The organism is Kitasatospora sp. NPDC089797, from assembly GCF_040684795.1.
Classification (GTDB): Bacteria; Actinomycetota; Actinomycetes; order Streptomycetales; family Streptomycetaceae; genus Kitasatospora.
On record NZ_JBFBGS010000004.1, the window covers coordinates 112,574 to 130,297 of the forward strand.

Annotated in this window: 17 protein-coding genes and 1 pseudogene; 8 read left to right on the forward strand and 10 right to left on the reverse strand. The window is 71.3% G+C overall.

Translation table 11 applies throughout. The features are described from left to right. Positions 1–71: 71 nt before the first annotated feature. The 8 genes and pseudogenes from AB0O91_RS05085 to AB0O91_RS05120 all read left to right on the forward strand — a co-directional run. Positions 72–1,163 carry an amidohydrolase family protein gene (locus AB0O91_RS05085; protein WP_363427973.1) on the forward strand — a complete coding sequence of 364 codons (1,092 nt, stop codon included), beginning with the start codon at positions 72–74 and terminating at the stop codon, positions 1,161–1,163. 138 nt (positions 1,164–1,301) lie between these two features. Then, positions 1,302–1,979, forward strand: coding sequence for a uracil-DNA glycosylase (locus tag AB0O91_RS05090; protein WP_363427975.1), 678 nt, complete (start codon positions 1,302–1,304; stop codon positions 1,977–1,979). Between the two features lie 156 nt (positions 1,980–2,135). Further along, positions 2,136–3,110, forward strand: a complete 975-nt coding sequence (locus AB0O91_RS05095) for an SCO1860 family LAETG-anchored protein (RefSeq protein ID WP_363427977.1) — start codon at positions 2,136–2,138, stop codon at positions 3,108–3,110. 245 nt (positions 3,111–3,355) lie between these two features. Next, the gene (gene glnII / locus AB0O91_RS05100; protein WP_363427979.1) at positions 3,356–4,378 is read left to right on the forward strand and encodes a glutamine synthetase GlnII; all 1,023 of its coding nucleotides are present in this window, start codon (positions 3,356–3,358) and stop codon (positions 4,376–4,378) included. A gap of 220 nt (positions 4,379–4,598) precedes the next feature. Then, the gene (locus AB0O91_RS05105; RefSeq protein WP_363427981.1) at positions 4,599–5,258 is read left to right on the forward strand and encodes a hypothetical protein; all 660 of its coding nucleotides are present in this window, start codon (positions 4,599–4,601) and stop codon (positions 5,256–5,258) included. A 280-nt stretch (positions 5,259–5,538) separates the two neighbouring features. Next, the gene (locus tag AB0O91_RS05110) at positions 5,539–6,636 is read left to right on the forward strand and encodes an LLM class flavin-dependent oxidoreductase (RefSeq protein WP_363427983.1); all 1,098 of its coding nucleotides are present in this window, start codon (positions 5,539–5,541) and stop codon (positions 6,634–6,636) included. Positions 6,637–6,753: 117 nt separating this feature from the next. Beyond that, positions 6,754–7,287: a hypothetical protein gene (locus AB0O91_RS05115; RefSeq protein WP_363427985.1), complete on the forward strand. Its 534-nt coding sequence runs from the start codon at positions 6,754–6,756 to the stop codon at positions 7,285–7,287. Next, positions 7,284–7,523, forward strand: a pseudogene (locus AB0O91_RS05120) (hypothetical protein); the annotation flags it as partial. The gene AB0O91_RS05115 and the pseudogene AB0O91_RS05120, both read left to right, overlap by 4 nt. A 124-nt stretch (positions 7,524–7,647) precedes the next feature. Here the strand turns inward: AB0O91_RS05120 and AB0O91_RS05125 are convergent. The 10 genes from AB0O91_RS05125 to AB0O91_RS05170 form a co-directional block, all read right to left on the reverse strand. Further along, on the reverse strand, positions 7,648–8,826 hold the full coding sequence (locus AB0O91_RS05125; RefSeq protein ID WP_363427987.1) for a methyltransferase domain-containing protein: 1,179 nt from the start codon (positions 8,824–8,826) through the stop codon (positions 7,648–7,650). After that, the gene (locus AB0O91_RS05130) at positions 8,823–8,972 is read right to left on the reverse strand and encodes a hypothetical protein (protein WP_363427989.1); all 150 of its coding nucleotides are present in this window, start codon (positions 8,970–8,972) and stop codon (positions 8,823–8,825) included. The genes AB0O91_RS05125 and AB0O91_RS05130 overlap by 4 nt, the downstream gene beginning before the upstream one ends. Before the next feature lie 779 nt (positions 8,973–9,751). Continuing rightward, entirely contained in the window at positions 9,752–10,600 is an 849-nt protein-coding gene (locus AB0O91_RS05135) for a helix-turn-helix transcriptional regulator (RefSeq protein ID WP_363427991.1), read from the reverse strand. Positions 10,601–10,621: 21 nt separating this feature from the next. After that, positions 10,622–11,146: a DUF6879 family protein gene (locus AB0O91_RS05140; RefSeq protein WP_363427993.1), complete on the reverse strand. Its 525-nt coding sequence runs from the start codon at positions 11,144–11,146 to the stop codon at positions 10,622–10,624. A 467-nt stretch (positions 11,147–11,613) separates the two neighbouring features. Next, positions 11,614–11,946 carry a hypothetical protein gene (locus AB0O91_RS05145; protein ID WP_363427995.1) on the reverse strand — a complete coding sequence of 111 codons (333 nt, stop codon included), beginning with the start codon at positions 11,944–11,946 and terminating at the stop codon, positions 11,614–11,616. Between the two features lie 870 nt (positions 11,947–12,816). Then, positions 12,817–13,314, reverse strand: coding sequence for a hypothetical protein (locus AB0O91_RS05150; RefSeq protein ID WP_363427997.1), 498 nt, complete (start codon positions 13,312–13,314; stop codon positions 12,817–12,819). A 174-nt stretch (positions 13,315–13,488) separates the two neighbouring features. After that, positions 13,489–14,376 carry a P22 phage major capsid protein family protein gene (locus AB0O91_RS05155; protein ID WP_363427999.1) on the reverse strand — a complete coding sequence of 296 codons (888 nt, stop codon included), beginning with the start codon at positions 14,374–14,376 and terminating at the stop codon, positions 13,489–13,491. A gap of 101 nt (positions 14,377–14,477) precedes the next feature. Further along, positions 14,478–14,852, reverse strand: a complete 375-nt coding sequence (locus tag AB0O91_RS05160) for a helix-turn-helix transcriptional regulator (RefSeq protein WP_363428001.1) — start codon at positions 14,850–14,852, stop codon at positions 14,478–14,480. Positions 14,853–15,036: 184 nt separating this feature from the next. Continuing rightward, positions 15,037–15,867, reverse strand: a complete 831-nt coding sequence (locus AB0O91_RS05165) for an HNH endonuclease signature motif containing protein (RefSeq protein WP_363428003.1) — start codon at positions 15,865–15,867, stop codon at positions 15,037–15,039. A gap of 247 nt (positions 15,868–16,114) precedes the next feature. Further along, positions 16,115–17,698 (reverse strand): recombinase family protein, encoded by a 1,584-nt coding sequence (locus AB0O91_RS05170; protein WP_363428005.1) that lies wholly within the window; start codon positions 17,696–17,698, stop codon positions 16,115–16,117. Between the last annotated feature and the right edge of the window lie 26 nt (positions 17,699–17,724).

The window sequence follows — 17,724 nt, forward strand, 5'->3', positions numbered from 1 at the left end:
GGTGGGTGCCGGAACGAGTGTGCCGCATTTTCACTGCTCACAGGTCACGGTCGCGTCGGTAGAGTGCGGCCATGAGCGATGGCGCGGTGCTGCACGTCCGGGGGCGGGTACTGGTCGGCCCGGAGGAGGTCCGGGACGAACTCTGGGTGGTGGACGGCCGGGTGAGCTTCTCCCGCCCGCCGACCGCCGGGGACGTCCGGACGGTGACCGGCTGGGTGCTGCCCGGCCTGGTGGACGCGCACTGCCACGTCGGCCTGGACGCGCACGGCGCGGTGGACGCCGAGACCAGCGAGAAGCAGGCGGTCACCGACCGTGACGCCGGCACCCTGCTGATCCGCGACGCCGGATCGGCCGCCGACACCCGCTGGATCGACGAGCGCGAGGACCTGCCGCGGATCATCCGGGCCGGGCGGCACATCGCCCGCACCCGCCGCTACATCCGCAACTACGCCCATGAGATCGAGCCCGGCGACCTGGCCGCCTACGTCCGGGCCGAGGCCCGGCGCGGCGACGGCTGGGTGAAGCTGGTCGGCGACTGGATCGACCGCGACCGCGGCGACCTCGCCGCCTGCTGGCCCGGTGACGCGCTGGCCGAGGCGATCGCGGCGGCGCACGAGGAGGGCGCGCGGGTCACCGCGCACTGCTTCGCGGCGGAGTCGCTGCCGGACCTCCTGGCGGCCGGGATCGACTGCGTCGAGCACGCCACCGGACTGACCGAGGAGTTGATCCCGGCGTTCGCCGAACGCGGGGTGGCCATCGTCCCGACGCTGGTCAACATCGCCACCTTCCCTGACCTCGCGGCCGGCGGGGAGGGCAAGTTCCCGGCCTGGGCGGCGCACATGCGGCGGCTGCACGAGCGCCGGTACGACACCGTCGGCGCCGCGCACGAGGCCGGTATCCCGGTGTTCGTGGGCACGGACGCGGGCGGCTCGCTCGCGCACGGGCTGGTCGCGGCGGAGGTGGCGGAGCTGGTGAAGGCGGGGCTGCGCCCGGCCGAGGCGCTGTCGGCGGCCAGTTGGGGCGCCCGGGCCTGGCTCGGGCGGCAGGGGCTGGAGGAGGGCGCGCCGGCCGACTTCGTGGTGTACGACGCGGACCCCCGGGCGGACGTCCGGGTGCTCGCGGACCCGCGGCTGGTGGTGCTGCGCGGGCGGCCGGTGGGGTGATCCCCGGGGCCGTCGCGCGGGCGGCCGGCGCCGTCGCGCGGGCGGTCGTCCGGGTGGTCCGGGGCCGTGCTGCGGGCGGCCGCCGGGGTGATCGTCCGTGGTGACGCCCTGTCGGTAGGGGCCGATAGGGTGACGCCCATGGCACCGCGTCCACTGAATGAGATCGTCGAGCCCGGTTGGGCCACCGCCCTGGAGCCCGTCGCCGGGAAGGTCGCCGCGATGGGCGACTTCCTCCGGGCCGAGATTGCGGCCGGCCGCAGCTACCTGCCGTCCGGGCCGAACGTGCTGCGGGCGTTCCAGCAGCCGCTGGCCGACGTGCGGGTGCTGATCGTCGGGCAGGACCCGTACCCGACCCCCGGCCACGCGGTCGGGCTCAGCTTCTCGGTGGGGCCGGAGGTGCGGCCGATCCCGGCGAGCCTGATCAACATCTTCCAGGAGTACGGCAACGACCTCGGCCTGCCCCAGCCGTCCAACGGGGACCTCACGCCGTGGACGGACCAGGGCGTGCTGCTGCTCAACCGGGCGCTGACGACGGCGCCGCGCAAGCCCGCCGCGCACCGCGGCAAGGGCTGGGAGGACGTCACCGAGCAGGCGATCCGGGCGCTGGTGGCGCGCGGCGGGCCGCTGGTGGCGATCCTCTGGGGGCGGGACGCCCGCAACCTGCGGCCGCTGCTGGGGGACGTCCCGGCGATCGAGTCGGCGCACCCGAGCCCGTACTCGGCGAGCAGCGGCTTCTTCGGCTCGCGGCCGTTCAGCCGGGCGAACGAGCTGCTGGTGCGGCAGGGGGCCCAGCCGGTGGACTGGCGCCTGCCGTAGGGGAGTTGGCCCCCGTAGCAGATCCGGGTCAGCGCGGAACGTCAATCTCACTCCTACGAGTGAAATGACGTTCCGTGTTGCTCATGTGACGGATCGTTCGAGAAGACTGGCGGCTCATCGTTTCATCTGCGTGGGGGTACCGCCTTGTCTACTCGCTTGTCCGCTCGCCGAATCGTTTCCGCCACCGCCGTCGTGGTGGCGAGCACCGCGCTCGCCGCCGGACCCGTCCAGGCCACGCCGGTGCCGGCCTCCCCGTCGGCCCCGTCGCCGGGCAAGGCGCGGGCCGTCACCGCCGAACTCGCCCTGGACGTCAGCCTGCTGAACAAGGCGGTGGACGTTCCGGTGGACATCGCGCTCAACAAGGTGGAGTCCCCCGCGCAGCGGGACGGTTCGGTGCTGACCGCCACGGTGGCGGGCGTCGACCAGACCGGCCCGGTCGAGCTGGTCAAGGCCGACGTCGGGAAGTCCGTCACCCGGGTCGACGCCAAGGGCGCCGCCGCCTCCGTCAAGCTGGTCAACGCCGACGTGCACGCCCCCGGGCTGCCCGCCACCGCGCTGCTCGGCCTGGAGGCGATGAGCGCCGAGGCCACCTGCCCGGTCGACGGGCAGCCGGCCGCGGACGTGGTGGCGCCCGCCAGGCTGACCGTGCTGGGCAAGCCTGTGACGGTCGGGCTGTACGGCCCGACCAAGGTGGACGTCCCGCTGGTCGGCAGCGTGTCGGTGGAGTTCTCCAAGAAGACCACCACCTCGACCACCGCCGCGGCCTCGGCCCTGGAGGTGCAGGTCGAGGTGAACCCGCTGAACCTGAACGTCGCCAAGGTCACCGGGAAGATCACCGTCGCCTCGGTGAGCTGCGAGAAGCCCGTGCCGGCCGCCCCCACGGGCACCCCGAGCGCGGCACCGACGAGCGCGCCCGCCGCCCAGCCGGTCGCCGACACCACCACCTCGCGGGCCGCGGTGCCGCGGGCGGCGGTGGAGAAGCCGTCGGGGCAGCCGGAGCGGCTCGCCAGCACCGGCGGCAGCAGCGCCACCGGCCCGCTGGCCGCCGGTGCGGCCGCCCTGGTCGCCGGCGGTGCGGCCGCCCTGTGGGCCACCCGGCGCCGCCGCGCCGGGCACGCCCGCCGCGGCTAGGCACGGCCCCGGCGATCGTGTCGGCGACCGCGTCGGCGGTCGCGTAGGCCGTCGCCCCGGCGACCGCGCCGGGCGCTCCGCGCGTCACCCGGAACGGCGGGAGTGCCATCCCCGGCACTCCCGCACCGTGACCGTGCCGATGCGGACGGTTGGTTCACATGCGCGTTACACGAGAGGAACAACCGGGAAACGGCGGCTTGCGACGCTACGCGGGCACCCACCACCCAGCAATCGAGGGAAACGCCGTGGCAATCAAGGCCGAGTACATCTGGATCGACGGCACCAAGCCGACCGCGAAGCTCCGTTCCAAGACTCGCGTCCTGCCCAACGCCGACAAGATCCCGACCTGGGGCTTCGACGGTTCCTCGACCAACCAGGCCGAGGGCCACGCCTCGGACCGCGTGCTGGAGCCGGTGAAGGTCGTCAAGGACCCGATCCGCGGCGGCGACCACATCCTCGTCCTCTGCGAGGTGCTGGAGACGAACGGCACCCCGCACGAGTCCAACACCCGCGCCCTGCTGCGCGAGGTCGAGGAGAAGTACACCGCGCAGGAGTCGATCTTCGGCATCGAGCAGGAGTACACCTTCTTCAAGGGCTCCCGCCCGCTCGGCTTCCCGGAGGGCGGCTTCCCGGCCCCGCAGGGCGGCTACTACTGCGGCGTCGGCGCCGAGGAGGTCTTCGGCCGCGACATCGTCGAGCTGCACCTGGACCGCTGCATCGACGCCGGCCTGGCCATCTGCGGGATCAACGCCGAGGTCATGCCCGGCCAGTGGGAGTTCCAGATCGGCCCGGTCGACGCGCTGACCGTCTCCGACGACCTGTGGATCGCCCGCTACCTGCTCTACCGCACCGCCGAGGAGTTCGGCATCGACGCCACCCTGGACGCCAAGCCGGCCCGGGGCGACTGGAACGGCGCGGGTGCCCACACCAACTTCTCCACCAAGGCGATGCGCGAGGGCTACGACGCCATCATCACCGCCTGCGAGTCGCTCGGCGCCTCCCAGGACATCGTCCTGGAGCACGTCAGCCAGTACGGCGACGACATCCAGTCCCGCCTGACCGGCAAGCACGAGACCGCCCCGTGGAACGTCTACAGCTACGGCGTCTCCAACCGCGGCGCCTCGGTCCGCATCCCGTGGCAGGTCGAGGTGGAGCAGAAGGGCTACATCGAGGACCGCCGCCCGAACGCCAACGTCGACCCCTACGTCGTCACCCGGCTCCTGATCAACACCTGCTGCGAGGCCCTGGAGAAGGCCGGCCAGGTCTGATCCGCGACCGCCTCCTGAGCGCCCGCCGGGCCTCCCCTCCAGGTGAGGGGAGGTCCGGCGGTTCGCTGCGTCCGGCCCCGGGGGAGCGCCCGAAAGCGGGTTGAACTCGGTTGCCCCGGGCTCCCGTTGCTACCGGTGAGGGTCGTCCGGAACGACCGTCGGGGAGCTTCCCCGCCGACCGTCGGCTGCCGGGGCCCGAACCGTTCACTCAGGAGCGCGCATGAAGAAGTTCCAGGTGGCTCTCGTGTCCACCGCCGTCCTCGCGGGCATCGGACTGGCCGCGGCCCCCCTCACGGCCTCCGCCGCCAGCTCGGCCTCGTCCGGTCCGCGGACCACGGTGCCGGGTGTTCCGAAGCCCACCAGCGTGCCGATCACGCCGGGTGTGCCCGTGAAGCCGGGCAAGCCCGGTGTGGTCCCGGGCGTTCCGAAGCCCACCGGGGTGCCGATCTCGCCGGGCGTGCCGGTGAAGCCGGGCAAGCCCGGTGTGGTGCGCGCCGCCGACGTCGAGGTCGACGGCGCCACCGCCGCTCCGGTCCCCGTGTCCCCCCTGACCTGCAGCGACCCGGTGTTCGGCGGAAACTTCCTGTGCGGCGGCTACTACGGCCCCACCGGCGCGACCTTCTTCGACTTCCGCGACGGCAGCCGGCTGATCCTGGTGATCGGCACCAACCACCAGGTGTACACCCGGTCGACGATCGCCAACTCCACCAAGCTGACCGCCTGGAAGTCCCTCGGCGGCAGCATGGACGGCGGGCTGGGCATCAGCGCGCAGTCCCTGAACGGCACCTTCCGCTTCGACGTGCACGGCACCGACGGCCGGTGGTGGTCCCGGGTCCGGGACACCAACGGCAACTGGTCCGCCTGGGGCTCGCGGGCGTAGCGGCCGGTCGCCCGGGGCCACCGGGGCCGGGGCGCTCGGACGTCCCGTGAACGAGGAGACGTCCCTTGAACGAGGAGGCGCCCCTTGAACGAGGAGACGTCCCTTGAACGAGGAGGGGGAGTCCCGGAGAATCGGTCCATGACCACTCCGGGCCTCCCCCTCCTCGTGCGCCGCCTGCACGTGGACCTGGGGCGGGTCTGGGCGGCCGGTTGTCGCCGTCGGTGAGTTCCCCCGCACCGACCGACCTCAGGCTGCACCGACCGCAGGAGTGTGTCCCGCCATGGCCCTCACCTTCCACTGGTTCCTCCCCACCAACGGCGACAGCCGGGCGATCGTCGGCGGCGGGCACGGGTCCACGCCCGGCGCCGCCGGGTCCGACCGGCCGCCGTCCGTCGCCTACCTGGGCCAGATCGCCCGCAGCGCCGAGCAGTTGGGCTTCGAAGGGGTGCTGACCCCGACCGGTGCGTGGTGCGAGGACGCCTGGCTGACCACCGCGATGCTGACCCAGGTGACCGAGCGGCTGAAGTACCTGGTGGCCTTCCGGCCCGGGCAGATCAGCCCGACGCTGGCGGCGCAGATGGCGGCGACCTACCAACGGCAGTCCGGCGGGCGGCTGTTGCTCAACGTGGTGACCGGCGGGGAGTCGGCGGAGCAGCGGGCGTACGGGGACTTCCTGGACAAGGACGCCCGCTACGCCCGCACCGGGGAGTTCCTGGACATCACCCGACGGCTCTGGGCGGGGGAGACGGTCGACCACGACGGTCCCCATCTGCGGGTCGAGCGGGCGCGGTTGAACCGGCTGCCCGACCCGGTGCCGACGGTGTACTTCGGCGGCTCCTCCCCGGCGGCCGGGGAGGTCGCCGCCCGCCACGCGGACGTCTACCTGACCTGGGGCGAACCGCCCGCCCAGGTCCGGGAGAAGCTCGGTCGGATCCGCGAACTGGCCGCCGCCCGGGGCCGGTCGGTGCGGTTCGGGATCCGGCTGCACGTGATCACCCGGGACACCTCGGCCCGGGCCTGGGCGGAGACCGAGCGGCTGCTCGCCGGCATGGACCCGCGGCGGATCCGGGAGACCCAACGGGCCCTGGCCGAGAGCGAGTCGGAGGGCCAGCGGCGGATGCTCGCGCTGCACGGCGGCTCGACGGAGCGCCTGGAGGTGCACCCGGGGCTCTGGGCCGGCATCGGGCTGCTGCGCGGCGGCGCGGGCACGGCGCTGGTGGGGAGCCACCGGGAGGTCGCCGACCTGGTCACCGAGTACCACGAGCTGGGGATCGACGAGTTCGTGCTGTCGGGGATGCCCCACCTGGAGGAGGCCTACTGGTTCGGTGAGGGGGTCCTGCCGCTGCTGGCCGCGCGCGGCCTGTGGAGCCGACCGTGACCGGGCCGCGCGGGGCCGCCCGGGCCCGATCGGTGTCGGGCGCCCGATCCGTCGGGCGGGCGCGGACGGCGTGCAAACCGCTGGTCAATTCCGCTCGGCCACCGGAGAATTCACGGCATGACCCAGCAGCCCCTGCTCCTCCTCGACGTGGACGGACCGCTCAACCCCTACGCCGCGCCCCGACTGCGCCGCCCGGCCGGCTACGACAGCCACGACCTGATGCCCAGCTGGTGGGCCCAGCGGCAGACCCGGCGGGCGGAGGGCGAGCCGAAGCCGCTGCGGGTGTGGCTGAACCCGGCGCACGGGCCGGAACTGCTGGCGCTGCCGTACGAGCTGGTGTGGGCGACGACCTGGATGGACGAGGCGAACGCGCTCATCGGCCCCAACCTCGGCCTGCCCGCGCTTCCGTACATCCCGTGGACGGAGCTGTTCGGCGAGGACCCGGACGGGCTGCACTGGAAGACCCGCGACGTGGTGGCCTGGGCGGCCGGGCGGCCCTTCGTCTGGGTGGACGACGAGCTCGGCCCGCAGGACGCCGCCTGGATCTCCGCCCACCACCCGGCCCCCGCGCTGACCCTGCACGTCAACCCCCGGATCGGCCTGCTCGCCGAGCACTTCGCGACCCTGCGGGACTGGGCGGCCGCGGCGTGACCGGGCGGCCGCTGCTCCTGATCGACGTGGACGGACCGCTCAACCCCTACGCCGCCCAGGACACGGACTGCCCCGAGGGCTACGGCACCCACCGGCTGCTGCCCGAGTCCTGGGTGGCCCGCCACGCGCCCCTGCCCAGGGCGGAGGTCGAACCGCTGCGGGTCTGGCTGAACCCGGCGCACGGGCCGGAACTGCTCTCCCTGCCGTACGAGTTGGTCTGGGCGAGCACCTGGAAGAACGCGCCGACCTTGCACCTTGTTCCCGACCTGCGGAAATAGGCTGAGGTGCAAGGGGGCACGACCCTGCGGAGGGCCCTGCCACCTGGCGGCGGCGGGCCCTCCTACTCGGCGGGGCTAGCGGTCAGCTCTGCTGCGGGACCGGGGTGTCCGGGGAGTCGAGCCAGGCCGTCTGACCCTCCCGGGTCACGGTCAAACCGAACCGCTCGTAGCCGGGGCCTCCGTGATCGTCCCACCAGCGGTAGGCGGCCTCCACCTCGTCCCACAGGTTGCGCGGCCCGGACTGGTACACCTCGTACTCGGTGCGGCCCGGCTCGTAGTCGGCGGACGCCCACGACCGCTTGTCGCGGCTGTAGATCCACAGCGTGTACGCGCCGTTGTCGTAGCGCTCCGCGCGCCAGAACGCGCCGGGCACCCCGAGGCCGATGACGAACTGCTGGAACCACTCGCCGGTGTCCCACGGAGACAGCGTGGTGGTGCTCTTCACGCCGTCGGCCGGCCAGGGCACCCCGTGCAGGTACTCCTCGAACAGCGGCCGATCGGTGCGCTGTTGACGCAGCCTCATGAACGCGGAGCCGCCGGTGAAGGTGCCGACCGCCCGCGTCCCGTCGCCGCCCACGGTCAGGCGGACGATCTGCTCGCCGCCGTACTCGGTGCCGAACGGGGCTACGATGACCGCGCCGGGGGCCGACTGCTCCAGCCACGCCACAGGGATCTCCAGTACGGAGCACGTGGCGATGATCCGATCGTAGGGAGCGCCCTGCGGCCACCCCGCCCGCCCGTCGCCCTCAACCACGGTCGGAGCAAGTCCGGCCCGGCCCAGGTTCTCCCGCGCCCCCCGGGCGACGTCCGGGTCGTACTCAACGCTCACCACGTTCGCGTCCCCGAGCCGCCGGGCCAGCAGACCCGCGTTCCAGCCCGTGCCCGTGCCGATCTCCAGCACCCGGTCACCCGCCCTCACGTCCAGCGTGCGGAGCATGGAAGCCACCATCGTCGGCATGGAGTTGGACGAACTCGGTGTCCTCCCGAGCCCGTCCCCCTCGTGGTCGCCGTCGTCCCACTGTGTCGTCAGTGGAATGTCCGAGTAGACCGCGCTGCGCCACGCCTCGGGGTCCTTCGACCGGTACACCACGGGGTTCTGTTTCGTGCCGTCCGCGATGCCCGGCCAGATGCGGTCAGGGACGAACCGCTCGCGCGGCACGGCCTCGAAGGAGGGAAGCCAGTCCGAACTGAGTGCGCCGCTGGCCACCAGCGCGGAGGCGAGCCCCTGAGGGCCCGCCTCCCTGTGCGTCTCGCTGCTCACTGGCCGCTGCCGCCAGCGGGGTTCTGGCCGTCCGAGGTGTTGCCGCCCTCGTCCGAGCCGCCCCCGCCGTGGCCGGAGCCCTTGTTGCTGTCGTCCTGCTGCTTGCCGCCGTCACCGGAACCGGTGCCGCCTCCGCGCTTGCCCATCTCAGTACCTCCGTGCTGGTTGGAACCGGCAGTGTTGCCTACCGGGTGGTACTCCCGCCCCTGACCTTCCCTAGTGGAAGGGCGGGTGGTCTGTGGTGGGGAATCAGCGACTCCCCTGAAGTGCGCGCTGGTTCAGCTGCGCGACAGCCTTTCGCAGGCGGGCCGTGGTGCCGGACTCGACGGGCTCCAGAGCCTGCGGGCCGGTGGGCGACTCAGCGGACTCTGGCGACGGGTCATCCGTCGGCCGGCGGTCGTCGGCCTGGAGGTCAGGCGGCTCGTCGGGCACGGCGGGCCGTCCTCGTCCGCAGCGGGCACCGAGGGGCGTGGATGGCTCGCACCCGCTGGACCGCGACATTCAAGGCGGGGAAGCGCTCGCCGTCCTCCAGGAGGAGGGCCGTCAGCCCGTCGCACGTCTTGCAGGTCGGGGCCGTCGCGGCGGCCTTGGCCGCACCGGGCAAGTAGGCCATCAGCCCTGGCTCGCGTCCGGGCAACCGGCGATGCCGCACTCACAGGCGGGGAACCCCGTGTCCCTGGGCGACCGGGCCGCGCGCTCCGACACGTCGGGGTCGTAGTCGTCCAACGGGTTCCACCCGGTGGGGAGGTCCATGACCCCCCGGGCCCGCTGCCGCTTCCTCGGGTTCGGCTGCTCCCTCAACGCTGCTGCGCTCATCTCTCGGCCTCCTAGTCCTGCCGGTGCAAGTGCACCTGCAATCCCGTCAGCAAGACGGTAGGGACCGGGCAGGCCGCGCCGCGAGCAAGTTGCACCGCATTGCAGATCGTCACCCCAGAGCGGCAATGGCCTCGGTGATCAGCGCCCGCGCATGCGCGCCGTAGACGGCCATCCGGGACATCTCCTGAAACGCCTTGGCGTACGTGCTGATCTCACCAGGGGCCGTCACAACCACGCGAGCCGACAACAGCTCTACCTGCACCCGTGTGTCATCGAAGATCGAAAAGGACTCGACGGGCCACATCTTCCGACGGCCCTTGAACGGCACCACGCCGAGAGAGACGTTGGGGAGGGAAATCACGGTCAGCAGGTAGCCGAGCTGTCCGGCCATCCCCTCATCGTCGGCAAGCTGATGCCGCAACACGTCTTCCTCGACCAGCAAGGCGAACCGGTGGTTCCCCTCGCGGATCACGTTCGACCGCGCCATGCGGGCCGCTACAGCCTCCGGCACGTCGTTGGGGATGCCCCGGAACTCCGTGATGGCTTCGAGTAGCCCCGTGGCATAGGCGGGCGTCTGGAGTAGGCCGGGGACCACGGCGGAGCAGTAGACGCGCATGTGGCGTGTTCGCTCGAACAGCGGGGTGATCGCTTCCTGAGTCTGCCTCATCCCCGTGCGGTGGATGCGCTTCCACTCGGTGTACATCGAGTCAGCCGACCGAGAGGCAGCGATCAGGTCGGCAGCCCGCTCAGGAACGCCACACGCCTCGCACCATGCCCGGATATCGGTATCCGACGGCATGGTGCGGGCATTCTCGATCCGAGAGGACTTGGACGCGTGCCAGCCGCAGCGCTGAGCAAGTTCAAGGCCGGTCAGCTCAGCATCCCTGCGAATGCCTCCCAGCCGGTCAGCAATGGCCTTCCGTGCCTCTTGGGCACTGGAGAGCGGTGAAGCGGGCATCAGCGGTGCTCTCAGGGCCTCTCAGACCGCGTAATCGGCGTGCGGGGTGCCACGCTCCCAGACGGCCTCGAACGCAGAGGCACACAGCTCTGCAACGGCAGGGTTCTCGGTGTACTCGGGTGCGGCCGACGCACCCTCACCGGTGAAGTGATTGAAGCGCACCAACTGGCCGTCGAACAGCCAGAAGTCGTTACCCGGCAGAGCCAGCGAGGACGCCAACCGGCGGGGCATCCAACGAACCTGCTCGCCAGCGCCCACGATCACCGAGGTACCAGCATGCTCGTACCGGATGTACTCCGAGACGGGCTCGGACACCACCCGGGCACGGCGGACGACCACACCCCGGCGAGTCGCGTCCTGGATCAGCTCCACCCACGATCGCCAGTGGTCCGACTCGGGGTCCACGTTCCGCGTGCCGGTCTCACGCCATGCCCTGAGCGCCTCCGACTCGCGGGTGATCCCGTAGCTGTCCCTCAGCTCAAGATGTACCGCTGACGTCTTCGCCGCCCTGAGCAAGTCGGCGACGGTGGGCACGCTCTGCGACATCACAAGCCTCTCGGATCATCGGCACCATGCGGAACGGGACACGGAAGATGCCCTCACCCTGAGGGCATCCGGACGAGTGGCCGGGGATGTGGGTCTCAGCGCACGTGGCAACGGTCTCGGCATCGGCCACGTACGACTGAAACACCAGGTCTTCGGCCTCCTCGTCCACCCACACGGTAGGGCTCTCGTCCGTGTCCGTGTTGGGATCAATGCCGACGAACGTTAGCTCCACGGTCCCCACCCCTGTCGAGTCAGTTGCACTGGCGTGCACGACCATCACCCGACAGCGTGACGTGCGTCAAGGGTGCCAGTGAAGTCTCAGCCCCCGGCGGAGCCCCTGCGACATGACGCCCCGCCAGAATCATGCAGCGACCACCGCCGGCCGAGCGGGGAGTAACCGGCCCAGAACGCACGAAAGGCCCCGGCTGCCCAGTTCGTTGGGCGGCCGGGGCCGGTGTGCTCGGGGCTCAGGTGCGGTTGCCCCAGCGGTGGGCGGCGAGGCTGCGGGCGGCGCTGGAACGGCCCGCTGCGGGCTCGTCGGCGGGGAGGCGGACGCGGGCGATCAGGCGGCCCGCTTCGGCGCGAAGCTGGCGGGCCTCGGCGATCAGCGGGTGAGCGACCATGACGCCGTGGCGGGTGCCTCCGGCGATCAGGCGGCCGTCCGCGCGAACCTGTTCGTCGCAGTACGCGGCGTCGCGCAGGTGGTGTTCGGCGAGGCGGAGCGCGGCGTCCTCCTGGGGGTCCAACTCGACCTCCAGGGCGGCGAATCCGGCGCGAAGGTCGGTGATGACCTCGTTCAAGGGAACCCCTCACTACTCTTGGTGGATAGATGTAACGCTTTGCGCATGAGGGTTGGTCCATGCCCATGCGCATCGATGCTGGGCTGCTATGACGCCCCGGAGAAGAAGAGAGCGCACGAGGGAGTCACCCCCCGGGGTGGTGTGATCGTCGTCAAGTGCGACGCGCACTGAATCGTTCCGTCAGATCGAGTCGCGCGCGCTTCGAGTCTGTATGTACTGCGCGCAATTCGCTTTCTCTGCAACGACGTTAGCGATGAAGAGTGTTCGACGCTTTGAGTTCCTGCCTCGCTTTGAGGCACGCCGTGTGCCTCATATCCAAACGGAGATGAGGGAGCGGACAACTGCGGAATTCTCCGCAGTTCGACTCGGCAGGGGCAACTGGGTGGAGTCCAGATTGGCGGACACGATGTCCACCAATCCGTGCGCCTGCCGCGTCCGCCCCATAGAAGCCGCTGTGCGCCCGCTCTACAGCCTCTCGGGACATGCCTGGCCCCGGGGTTCGGCGGGGCTGCGGATAGCCGCTGTGCGGGCGCCTAGGGCCGAGCCGATAGGGGCCCGGCCTATGCCCCTATCGCAGTCCAAGCAAAGGGGGAGCACTCTGCCACCCCGTGTTCAGGGCCGCCCCTCCTTGCGGGTGCAGCCTGTACCCGCCATTCCTTCGGCCAGGTCACCACGCCCGACTGAGAGCGAACCGGGCGACACCATGTCGCCCTGTGGCCCCGGGGTGCCCGGACGGTTCGGGGACATGGTGTCCCCGAACCGTCCGGACAAGGCCTCCGACGCCGTTTGAAAGGGACACCCTGTCCCCCTGTCCCCCTCAAACCCGCGCCGTTTTGAGATGTTGATCCCCAACATCTCAAAACGGCGCGGTCACCACGCCCGGCGCATCAGCCGCTCGGCGATGGCCTGGTGATCGGGCTTGGCCGGAACGGTCGGATCGAGTCCACCAGAGCCGAACAGGGGGCGCGGGGTGGTGGCCTCGGCCAGGTTGCGGCACAGCGCGTCCAGGTCTACGAAGGGGCCAGCGGCGCGGGCCGCGTCGGCGGCGAATGGCGGTAGCGAGTACCCGGAGATGACCTGTTCGGCCTCGGCGCGGCGGGCGTCCTCGGCGGCCTGGTGGCGTAGCTCGTCCGCCTCGATAGCGGCGAGGTTGTGGCGGTCGCCCAGACCGGCCAACTCGGCTTCCAGGTAGGCGATTCGGGCGTCTCGCGGGTCGGGTTCGGGCTCCGGCCGGCTGCCGGGCTCAGCCTCGGGTGCGGGGATCGGTGCGGCGTCGCGCTGGGCGGGGGTGTCGGGGTGGACGATACCCCCGGGGACGGCCTCGGCGGGAGTGGGGTGGTCGGCGGGCGTGGTGTGGTCCGTGGACACGGGCATCTCCGGGGGGCTTCGAGTGGGGGAGTTGGAACGCCCAATGTCCATTCGGGCGTTGGGATACCTGCACGAGGCGAGCAGGGCCAAGTGTCATTTCTGACACTTGGCCGAGCCCCGGCCGGTCGACCGGGGTTCATGTCAGATCTGACATGAACCCCGGACCGCTTCGGGTCACGCCTTGGCGGGCGGGGTGACCGTGAAGGCGATCGCGCGGGTGGCGTCGATGGTCGCCACGCCGCACAGCGTGTCCACGATGGACACCTCGGACTTCACGGACGGGTCGAAGTCCATGGTCACGCGCAGCGCGTATCCGTTGTCGGCGGCGGAGACGGAGCGGGCCCCGCCCTGCACCTCGGAGGGGGCGCGCACGGCCAGGGCGAACGCGGTCTTGTGGAAGGCGACCGCGCCGTCCAGGTGCGAGGAGACGACTACGCGGAAGCCGAACAGCTCGCCCATGGTCGCGTTGCGCAGCGCGTGGGAGTCTCCAGCCTCGTTGACCTTCTGGAGCTGTTCGACGTCCAGCAGGATGTTCTGCACGTCCGGGCCGATGGCCAGGAACCGGTCAGTTGCGGGGATCTCGCGGCGGGTGAAGTCGGCTGCTGCGGCGGTGAGCATCTTCACGACGTGCCCCGGCTCGCCCGGCTTGGCGTCGGCCTTGATGACGCGGGCTCCGGCGGCCTTGCTCGCGGCGTTCAGCAGGGCGGCGGCGGACTTCTCGACATAGGTGGACACGGCGTCCATCTGGGGCTTGAGGACCTGCTCACCGAAGCTCTCGATGTTGAGCGTCATGTCCTTGGTGGTGAAGGCGGCGGCATCCGTCGGCTCGTCGGTCAGCTTCACCTGCACGTGGCCCTCCTCCACCTTGGTGTAGACGGTGGTGCCGTTGAAGTTCTGCGCGACGCGGCGCTTGGGGGTGCGCACCCGTACCGAGTCGCCCCGGCCGCCGGTGAAGCTCGCTTCGGCGTCGCGCATCACGCACTCGCCCAGGACGGAGTTCGAGCGCATCAGGGCCAGGCTCACGGCCACGACGTCGGTGATCTCGAAGGTGTTGCCAGTCATACGGGGTGGCGCCTTTCCTCGGGGTTCCCGCTGCTGCGGCGGGAACAGAGAAGCCCCGGCCATCTGCGGCACGGGGCTGGGGAGTTCGGGTGTCGGGGCGGTCAGCCGGCCGAAGCTGCGGGAAGCCCGTCGAACAGGTCGGCGAAGGTCGGCGGACGGTAGCCGCCGGGGGCACGGAACAGCCGCGCCTCACCGCTCATGAAGTGGGCGCCCGCCGACCGGCGCAGGGTGAGCAGCGCGGACAGGAACGTGTACTCGGCGTCCGGGTCGCCGTCCCACGCTTCGTGGTTGACCACGTCGCGGTAGGTCAGCGAGAGCGCGTTGCACCACTTGAGGTAGTGGGCGGGGGTCGGGGTCTTGTCCTCGGCCTCCCAGGCGTAGACGGTGGCGAGGTGGACGCCGACGCGGTCGGCGACCTCGGCCACGGACAGCTCAACGGCCCTGCGGCGGGCGGAGAGGGAGAACGGGTGGATCATGCGGGGGTTCCATTCGGTCGGGTGACGGGGTTCATGATCACCAGGGGGTTCGGGATGAAACGGCACGCTGGCCGCCCCATCGGCCCCGAAACTGGTGATCATGGCCGGGGGTCGGGAGAGGTCTCGGCCCGTGCTGGCAAGGGGCTCGGCGGGGGTGGGGCGGGGTGCGGCCCCCTCCCTGGGGTCAGGGGGTCGGGGGGTTTGCGCACGTCACGACATCCCCCCGAATCTGAGGTGGGGTCAGGCGTTCGCGCGGAGAGATCCACTCGGTGGGCAGCATGTCGCCCTTGTCGGTGTTGCAGTCCCGGCAGGCCCAGCGGAGATTGGCGATCTCGGTGAGCCCGCCGCGCGCCACCGGCCGGACGTGGTCCAGGACTTCACCCGGCGTGGCAACTGCGGGCGGGCAGTACGCGCAGCGGTCGCCGTGGCGCTCGGACACCTTCCGCCGGATCGACTCCTTGCGGTCCTTGAGGCGGCGGCGCTGCTCGGCCTGGCAGGCGCGGCACACGCCGTCCGGGAACTGCATCACCTCCTTGCGGAAGCGGCAGCGTCGGCACGGGCGGGGCTTCTCGTCGCGGTCCCTACCGGCCTGCCTGGCCTTGCGGCGGGCGTGCTCGGCCGCGCGGGAACACTTGTCGGAGCAGTAGCGCCTGCGGGGGTCGGCTGACGCGTCCACGATGCCCGTGCACCGGGGGTTGTGGCACGGCCGGGGGCCGTGTGCGGTGCGCTCCCGCAGCTCGGCGCGGCGGGCGTCCTCACAGCGGCGCGCCCGGCGGTCGGCCGCGCACCGTTCGCAGTAGGTGACCTGCCCGGTCCGGGCGGGCCGCCTGCCCGACGGCTCGCCGCACTGGCCGCACAGCGCGGGGGCCGCAAGCTCTCTCAGGGCCGCGCGCTGGGACTCCTGCGCCAGGGCGAAGGCCCTGCGGCAGCGCTCGTCTCCGCAGAGCGGGTGTGGGCCGTCCCGGGCCCGGGGCCGCACCCCGCACACTCGGCACCAGGCCGTGGTGGTCTTCATGTCCGGCACCCCTCCCCCAGACGAAACGCGGTGATCTTGAACAAGGCGCAGGCGCAACGCTCGCTCTCGCCTGCGGACGAATCCCGGAGCAAATGAGTAAGACCCCGGCGCAGTGCCAGGGTCTCCCGCGAAGCCGCCACGCACGTTCGAGTGCGCGCACCTGCCCACCTGTATTGAGAGGAAGCGGTTAACACCGAACCCTCAACTCCCCACGAGAGGAGGTCTCATAGGTATTAAGCCGGGTCGGTTAACAGCTCCGCTCTTCGGCCGCCGGCTTCGGGGGCTTCCACCCGCGCGGCGTCTTCCACACGATGTCCAGCCGGTCCGCCTTGAGCCGCGCCCCCGAGTACGGGGCCTTCAGCAGGTACACCCGCTCTATCGCCAGCCGCAGCAGCTGACCCCGGTAGTGGCTGTCACCGGACTCCCACAGCTCCAGGCACCGCTTCGGATCGGTCAGCACCGAGATGTCCGCCATCGGCTTGGCCACCGCCTCCCACTCCGCCTGAGCGGTCTCCACGTCCTCCACCGCCGCCCGGCGCAGCTTGATGAACGTCTCCTCGCCGTCGCGGCCGGTGTAGGCCCCGCCCGCGTTCAGCCGGTCCAGGCGGGCCACTGCCTCCTCCGCCAGCTTGATCTGCCCCCGGGCCTCGGACTCCTTCTGGGTCTCCTCCGGCTGCGAGAGGGCCACCCAGCCCTGCGCGACGGCCAGCATGACGGGGTCCAGCGGGCCCGTGGTGGTCAGCTTCTTGTGCCACTCCTGGGCGAGGACGCGTTCCACCGTGGTCCGCATGCCGCTCACCGGGCCGGGGCAGTCGGTCATCCCGAGGTTGAGCCGCCCGCACCGGAACGACTGGCCGTGGATCGTCGCCGTGTGGCCCTTCTTCGGGTCCCGGCCCCCGCCGTCGCACCACATGAGCCCCGAGGCGGGCGAGCGCTCGGGGGTCTTCTGCTGCTCTTCCACGCTTGGCAGATTCTTGCGCCGGTCGATCCCGGCCGCCATCCGGCGGTGCTTGTCGAACGTGGCCTGCGGGATGGTCTCCGCCCCCTTCGCGAACACCCGCACCGGCTTGCCCTTGGCGTTCAGGTAGAGCTGGTGGTGCCCGTTCACCGTCACGATCTGCCATCCCAGGTACACCGGGTTGCGCAAGATGATGCCGACCGTGTTCGACCGGAACGGCCCGCCCCTGGGCGACCTGTACCCGTCAGCGGTCAAGCCCAACGCGATCTTCCGGTTCGACAGGCCTTCCGCAGCCTCATTGTGGATACGCACGATCATCGGCCAGAGCTTGCCGGGCTTGAGCTTGCGCTTCTTCGTGACCTTGCAGCCGATCGGGGGCCCCGACAGCCACTTGCCTTCGTCGCGCTGCTGGGCCTTGGTGTCCCTCACCTTCTGCGACAGCACGCGGCAGTACTCGCGGTCCCGCTCCGCGTCCTCAATGATCCGGCGGCGGTCCTCCGGCCGCTCAGTGTCGAGCCCGTTGATATCGAAAACGAGCCGCTTGCCGGGGCTGTCCAGGATCTTCAGGACGTCGCCCGCACCCTTGCGGCTGTACCGCGAGGAGTCGTACGCCCACAGACAGTCGGACTCGCCTTCGAGCAGCGCGTGAACCGCCGCGTCGAAGTCCGGGCGCTTGACGGTCAGCTTGTACGCCGAAAGGTTCTCGCGGTAGATCCGGCGGATCGTGTAGCCATTGGCCTTACCCCACGCCCGGCCCCGCACCTCCTGCGCCTTCAGCGACAGGATGTCCCGGGCAGCCGTGCCCCTCACGACCTGCGACTTCCTGAGAAGCAGGTCGAGATACTTCACCGGCTCGGCGGGCTTGCGGGCCATGGTTCCACTCTCCAGTCAGCGGAACG

What these genes read in the sequence shown, in the direction of transcription:
- AB0O91_RS05170 (WP_363428005.1), bottom strand. Translation starts at nt 17,698, where the DNA reads ATGGCCCGCAAGCCCGCCGAGCCGGTGAAGTATCTCGACCTGCTTCTC.
- AB0O91_RS05085 (WP_363427973.1), top strand. Translation starts at nt 72, where the DNA reads ATGAGCGATGGCGCGGTGCTGCACGTCCGGGGGCGGGTACTGGTCGGC.
- AB0O91_RS05135 (WP_363427991.1), bottom strand. Translation starts at nt 10,600, where the DNA reads ATGCCCGCTTCACCGCTCTCCAGTGCCCAAGAGGCACGGAAGGCCATT.
- AB0O91_RS05090 (WP_363427975.1), top strand. Translation starts at nt 1,302, where the DNA reads ATGGCACCGCGTCCACTGAATGAGATCGTCGAGCCCGGTTGGGCCACC.
- AB0O91_RS05130 (WP_363427989.1), bottom strand. Translation starts at nt 8,972, where the DNA reads ATGGGCAAGCGCGGAGGCGGCACCGGTTCCGGTGACGGCGGCAAGCAG.
- AB0O91_RS05140 (WP_363427993.1), bottom strand. Translation starts at nt 11,146, where the DNA reads ATGTCGCAGAGCGTGCCCACCGTCGCCGACTTGCTCAGGGCGGCGAAG.
- AB0O91_RS05155 (WP_363427999.1), bottom strand. Translation starts at nt 14,376, where the DNA reads ATGACTGGCAACACCTTCGAGATCACCGACGTCGTGGCCGTGAGCCTG.
- AB0O91_RS05105 (WP_363427981.1), top strand. Translation starts at nt 4,599, where the DNA reads ATGAAGAAGTTCCAGGTGGCTCTCGTGTCCACCGCCGTCCTCGCGGGC.
- AB0O91_RS05160 (WP_363428001.1), bottom strand. Translation starts at nt 14,852, where the DNA reads ATGATCCACCCGTTCTCCCTCTCCGCCCGCCGCAGGGCCGTTGAGCTG.
- AB0O91_RS05110 (WP_363427983.1), top strand. Translation starts at nt 5,539, where the DNA reads ATGGCCCTCACCTTCCACTGGTTCCTCCCCACCAACGGCGACAGCCGG.
- AB0O91_RS05115 (WP_363427985.1), top strand. Translation starts at nt 6,754, where the DNA reads ATGACCCAGCAGCCCCTGCTCCTCCTCGACGTGGACGGACCGCTCAAC.
- AB0O91_RS05165 (WP_363428003.1), bottom strand. Translation starts at nt 15,867, where the DNA reads ATGAAGACCACCACGGCCTGGTGCCGAGTGTGCGGGGTGCGGCCCCGG.